3 protein-coding genes are annotated in these 2,214 nt (G+C 57.2%); all 3 read left to right on the forward strand.

Features of this window, described 5'->3' with window-relative positions; genetic code table 11:
- A partial coding sequence (locus ACP5E6_RS18545; RefSeq protein ID WP_427956861.1) for a 5-oxoprolinase subunit B family protein occupies window positions 1–540 on the forward strand: 540 nt, incomplete at its 5' end.
- A complete protein-coding gene (locus ACP5E6_RS18550) occupies window positions 530–1,501 on the forward strand; it encodes a biotin-dependent carboxyltransferase family protein (protein ID WP_427956863.1) in 972 nt (323 codons plus the stop codon). The genes ACP5E6_RS18545 and ACP5E6_RS18550, both read left to right, overlap by 11 nt.
- An 81-nt stretch (window positions 1,502–1,582) precedes the next feature.
- Window positions 1,583–2,214, forward strand: a 632-nt coding sequence (locus ACP5E6_RS18555; protein WP_427956865.1) for a transposase, incomplete at its 3' end; no start/stop codon positions are given.

The raw sequence follows: 2,214 nt of genomic DNA on the forward strand, positions 1-2,214 counted from the left end.
CATCAGGATCCGAATGCGACAGACCTGGAATATGCGGCGCGGATCAATGAGTATGCCTCAGTGGACGAGTTCATCTCCGCACACTCCGGTTCGCCCTGGTTCGTCTCGATGGTCGGATTCGTTGCGGGGCTTCCCTTTATGTACCAGATGGTTGAGCGGCAGCGGCAAATCGAAGTGCCTAAATATCTCAGGCCGCGCACTGATACGCCGAAACTTACTGTCGGATATGGTGGCTGTTTCAGCTGCATCTATTCTGTGCGTGGCGCCGGTGGCTACCAGATGTTCGGTATAACACCTATGCCGATCTTTGATTCAACCCAGAAAACTTCATATTTGCATGACTTTATGGTCTTCTTTAAACCAGGCGATATCGTGAAGTTCAGGTCAATTGGTCGTGATGAGTACGATCAGGCGGTCGCAGACGTTGAGTCGGGAAAGTTCGCGCCACCGATTTCAAACGTCCGCTTTGACCTGCGAGACTTCCAGTCAGACATCGACGCGTATAACAAGAAGTTGGAGGGAGCGCTCAATGGCCATTGAGGTCCTCCACCCTGGTCTCTCGACAACTGTCCAGGACCTAGGCCGGCCAGGGTATTTCCATCTTGGCATTCCGATCGGCGGGGCGATGGATCGGCTGTCGTTGCGCGCAGCCAATCTTCTCGTAGGCAATGACGAAGGCGCTGCTTGTCTTGAAGCGGTTTTCATCGGACCGAAACTAGCATTCACCTCCGATGCTATAGTGGCAGTCACGGGTGCGCAGATGCCCGCGCGCGTCGACGGCGAAGAAAAACCGGGTTGGACTGCGTTCGAGATCCGGGCGGGGCAGGTGCTCGAATTCGATTACCTCGTTGGAGGGGCACGTATTTATATTGCCGTTTCGGGCGGTATTGATGTACCGGAAGCGCTAGGCAGCCGCTCGACGTATGCGATCGGTGCGCTAGGCGGCGTTGGCGGGCGAGCAATCGCCGCCGGTGACAAACTGCCCATCGGCGAAGCGCGGAGTGTTGTGCCAGGGCGAAGCGTTTCCGAAAAATTACGCAGAAAACCCTCCATGCCAGCAGAACTGCGAGTCCTTCCGGGACTGTACTGGCAGCGGATCACTGAGAACTCCGGGATCAATTTCTTCAATGACGAGTGGAAGGTGGCGCCAGAAGCCGATCGCATGGGCTACCGCTTCCGGGGTGGCCGTAAACTCGAATTTGTTGAACGCCAACAACCATTCGGTGCGGGGTCGGATCCATCCAACATAGTCGACAGCTGCTATCCCTACGGATCTATCCAGGTTCCTGGCGGTACCGAGCCGATCATCCTGCACCGGGATGCGGTCTCAGGCGGTGGTTACTTTATGCTCGGCACGGTAGTGTCGGCCGATATGGATTTGATTGGCCAGATGCAACCACATACGCCTACTCGCTTCATCAAGGTCAACATGGAACAGGCTCTTCTTGCCCGCGCCGATCGCAGAAATCTTATTGATCGGATTCGGGCCGAACTCCTGTGACCCGATTCTAATAATTCGGCTCTTATGGCGTTGGCTGTTGAAATTGGCTACGAGAGTCTGGTTTGACGTGAGGAGACGATCATGGACGTGGCGGATTTCGAATCCTGGCTCGGGCGGATTGGTTCGCTGACCTTTCCTCAGCGGCGACGGACATGGCAGGCTCTGGCTCTTTCGGAGGCGTCGGACAGCCATGTTGAAGAAGCTGACGTATCGCAGGATTTTATGATGGCGCGCATCGACCTGCCGAGCGCTGATGAACGATCGGTTGCAATGGTGTTGCCTGCCGCGCTGGCATCGAGCCCAATTGCCGCGGAAGGCGTGGCTGAACTCGGGCAGCGGCGCGTGGATAGCGTCGGCTGCCCCCATTGTGACGGCCGCGACGTTGTGCGTTGGGGTCAGTCTGCGGATCTGCCACGCTATCGCTGCAAGACCTGCCGGCGCACGTTCAATGCCCTCACGAAAACGCCGCTGGCTGGTCTGCGGCACAAGGAAAAATGGGCCACACAAGCCGGGGCCATGATCGAGGGTGTCAGCACGGCGAAGGCGGCAAAACGGTGCGGTGTGCATTACACCACGGCCTTTAGGTGGCGACACAGGTTTCTTGAAGCGCTGGCCAGAGACAAACCCCACGCCTTGTCGGGGATCGTCGAAGGCGACGAGACGTTTATCCTGGAATCATTCAAGGGCAAGCGATCGGCGATGCCGCGTAAGGC

Origin of the sequence: Acidiphilium sp. (assembly GCF_049977125.1) — a bacterium.
In the GTDB taxonomy this organism is placed as follows: Bacteria; Pseudomonadota; Alphaproteobacteria; order Acetobacterales; family Acetobacteraceae; genus Acidiphilium.

Coding starts and splice junctions, on each gene's coding strand:
- ACP5E6_RS18550 (WP_427956863.1), top strand. CDS start 530: ATGGCCATTGAGGTCCTCCACCCTGGTCTCTCGACAACTGTCCAGGAC.